The sequence below is a fragment of the Mesorhizobium sp. M7A.F.Ca.AU.002.02.1.1 genome, assembly GCF_003998535.1.
Classification (GTDB): Bacteria; Pseudomonadota; Alphaproteobacteria; order Rhizobiales; family Rhizobiaceae; genus Mesorhizobium; species Mesorhizobium ciceri.
In genome coordinates, this window is sequence record NZ_RZPB01000702.1 from 1 (window position 1) to 3142 (window position 3142).

At 66.0% G+C, this 3142-nt stretch carries 4 protein-coding genes; all 4 read right to left on the reverse strand.

The window, feature by feature from the left end:
• A partial coding sequence (locus EN879_RS29700; protein ID WP_164774663.1) for an enoyl-CoA hydratase/isomerase family protein occupies positions 1–432 on the reverse strand: 432 nt, incomplete at its 3' end.
• A gap of 137 nt (positions 433–569) precedes the next feature.
• A complete protein-coding gene (locus EN879_RS29705; RefSeq protein ID WP_013528929.1) occupies positions 570–1517 on the reverse strand; it encodes an ABC transporter permease in 948 nt (315 codons plus the stop codon).
• Between the two features lie 3 nt (positions 1518–1520).
• A complete protein-coding gene (locus EN879_RS29710; protein WP_063169504.1) occupies positions 1521–2501 on the reverse strand; it encodes an ABC transporter permease in 981 nt (326 codons plus the stop codon).
• Position 2502: 1 nt separating this feature from the next.
• A partial coding sequence (locus EN879_RS29715; RefSeq protein WP_164774664.1) for an ATP-binding cassette domain-containing protein occupies positions 2503–3142 on the reverse strand: 640 nt, incomplete at its 5' end.

Consider the following 3142-nt stretch of genomic DNA (forward strand, 5'->3'; position numbering starts at 1 on the left):
GAAAAGGCGCGGCAGCCGTACCGTGCCACCGCCACCCGGCAGCAGGCCGAGTTTGACTTCCGGCAGGCCGAGCTTGGCGCCGGCATCGGCAACACGGAAATGGCAGCCCAGCGCCAGCTCCAGCCCGCCGCCGAGCGCGGTGCCGTGGATGGCTGCGACCGTCGGCTTGGCGATGGTTTCCAGCGTCGCCACGATGGCGCGCAGTTCGGGCTGCTGCATCGGCTTGCCGAACTCGGTGATGTCGGCGCCGGCGACAAACGTCCGGCCGGCGCATGCAATGACTATGGCGGCAACCGACGCATCGTCGCGCAATTCGACCAGCGCCTGCATCAGCGGTTCGCGGACATGGAAGCTCAGCGCGTTGACCGGCGGATTGTCGATGGTGACGACGGCAACGTCGCCGTCGCGGCTGACCTTCACAAAATCGGACACGCAAACCTCCCAGCATTATTCAGCGGCCGTGGCCACGCGAACGGGATTTACAGCGCCATAACGTCGAAGGGAACCGGATGTCGGCCTGGCACAATGATTACAGGCCTTGAAGGTGTCTGGGACGACGAAGGCGGAGGCTACCGCAGCGCCTTCTGCCCGCCCGCCGCCGTGATCACCCCGACGATGATCAGCCCCGTCAGCAGCAACCGCACCCCGGCGCTCACCCCAAACGTGTTGAGCATGGTCAAAAGCAGCACCAGGAACAAAGCCGCGCCCCAGACGCCGGGGACATTGGCCTTGCCGCCGGCGACCGACGTGCCGCCGATGACGACGACGGCGATCGAGGCCAGCAGATATTCGTTGCCGATGTCGACATTGGCGCCGCGGAAATAGCCGGCGAGCAGCGCGCCGTCGATGCCGCCGAGCGCGCCCGACAGCGTGTAGGTGAGGAAGCGGATGCGGCCGACATTGACACCGGCCAGCCACGCCGCGCGAATGTTCTGGCCGATCGCCAGCACCGAGCGGCCATAGATCATACGCTGCAGCGCGATGGCCGCGCCGACGGTGAACAATACCGTGAGGATCGCCAGCACCGGAATGCCCAGCACCTGCCAGTTGGCAAAATCGGCGAAGCCCGGCGGCGGCTTGATCTGCAGCCCGCGGCCATAGCTGATGTCGATCGACTGGATGATGAAGCTGGCCGATAGCGTGGCGATGATCGGCGGGATGCGCAGCGCCCAGATCAGCAGGTAGTTGGCGGCGCCAATCGCCGCCCCGCAGGCAAGTGCCGCCAAAAGCCCGACCGCGATCATGGAATCGTTGCCGTCCATCACCTTCATCGCGACGGCGCTGGCAAGGCCGATATTGGCCGGCAGCGACAGGTCGACATTGCCTGGTCCCAGCGTGATGACGAACATCTGGCCGACGCCGACAATGACGGTGAATACCGCCAGCGAAAGGGCTGCCGTCACCATGCCACCCCCGCCATAACCGCCGGTGAAGGCGATCGTCGCCAGCCACACCAGCAAGGCGCCAATGAACGACCAGATCCAGGGTTTGGTAAGCAGCGATCTCACCGATGTCATCGCTCACCTCTCCTTGCGGCTGATCAGCACGCGCGCCGCCAGCACGATGATCAGGATGGCGCCGTTGGCGGCCACCTGCCAGTCCGGCGGGATGTGCATGAAGGTGAGCAGCGGCGAGGCGGCCAGCGCCAGCGTCAGCGCGCCGATCACCGCACCGATCGGCGACACCCGGCCGCCGACGAATTCGCCGCCGCCGAGGATGACGCCGGCGATCGCCAGCAGCGTGTAGCCATTGCCGATATTGGCGTCGGCCGAGGTGGTGATACCGATCAGCGCCATGCCGGACAGCACGCCGAACAGGCCGGCGAGCGCAAACAGCACAATCTTGGTTCGGAGCAGCGACCAGCCGGCGCGACCGAGCGCCGCCGGATTGCCGCCCGAGCCGCGCAAGATCACGCCGTAGGAGGTGCGCATAAGGCCGAAATGGACGATGAGGCCGATCAGCAGCGCCGCAATGATCGGGAACGGCACAAAAGGCGGCTTGAACGCCATCAGCCCGAGCAGCCAGTCCGGCGCCTTGCCGCCCGGCTTGGGCAGCACGAGAATGGCCAGCCCCTGCCAGACGAAGCTCATGCCGAGCGTCACCACGATCGACGGCAAATTGCGCAGATGGATCAGCGCCCCGAGCAGCGCATAGATGCCGATCGAGCCGAGCAGTATGGCGACGCCGATCAGCGGAGCGTCCTTCAGCCAGGTCGCGGTGACGCAGCCGACGAAACCGACGAAGGTGCCGATCGACAGGTCGAGTTCGTTGCCCGCGATGACGAACATCTGCGCGATCGTCGCCAGCGCGATCGGGATCGCCAGGTTCAGCATCAGGCTGAAGCCGAAATAGCTGATGGCGCGCGGGTTGAGCCAGGCGATGGCGATGAGCACCAACGCCAGCGACAGCGCCGGCAGCAATCCGCGCAGCAGGCGCGCGCGTGCCGCGCTGCCGCGCGCCGCGGACGCCTTGAGACCGTTTTCGAGTGTCGCCGCCGTCATCTCAGGCCGCATCGCCGAAGGAGGACTGGATGATCTTCTCTTCGGTCAACTCGTCGCGACGCAGATTGGCGACGATGCGGCCGTTCTTGAAGACATAGATGTGGTCGCAATTGTCGAGCTCTTCGGTTTCCGTGGTGTACCAGAGGAAGGTACGGCCGCGGGCAGCCTCCTCGCGCACGAGGTCGTAGACCTCCAGCTTGGTGCCGATGTCGACGCCGCGCATCGGGTCGTCCATCAGCACGATCTGTGCATCCGAGCCGAGCGCACGCGCAAACAGCGCCTTCTGCTGGTTGCCGCCCGATAGCGAGAAAATGTTGTTGTTCATATCAGGCGTACGGATGCCGATCTTCTTCTGCCAGAATGCAGCAAGCTCGGCCTCACGCTGCGGCGAGATCAGCAGCCCGCTGCGCAGCCGCGCCAGCGAGCGGATGCCGATATTCTCGGCGATTGACCATTCCGGAAAGATACCGTCCGACTGGCGGTCGCCGGCGACCAGCGCCACCGGCGCTGTCACCTCGATGCCGGCCCGGGCGCGCGTGGCGCCGCGGAAGATCGCCAGCAGCAGATCGGTCTGGCCGTGGCCCGCCAGCCCGGCAAGGCCGATGATCTCCCCAGCGCAGGCGACGAGGTCGGTGCCGTCC

Bases quoted from the DNA above. Each gene is read 5' to 3' on its own strand.
- EN879_RS29705 (WP_013528929.1), bottom strand. From the start codon at position 1,517: ATGACATCGGTGAGATCGCTGCTTACCAAACCCTGGATCTGGTCGTTC.
- EN879_RS29710 (WP_063169504.1), bottom strand. From the start codon at position 2,501: ATGACGGCGGCGACACTCGAAAACGGTCTCAAGGCGTCCGCGGCGCGC.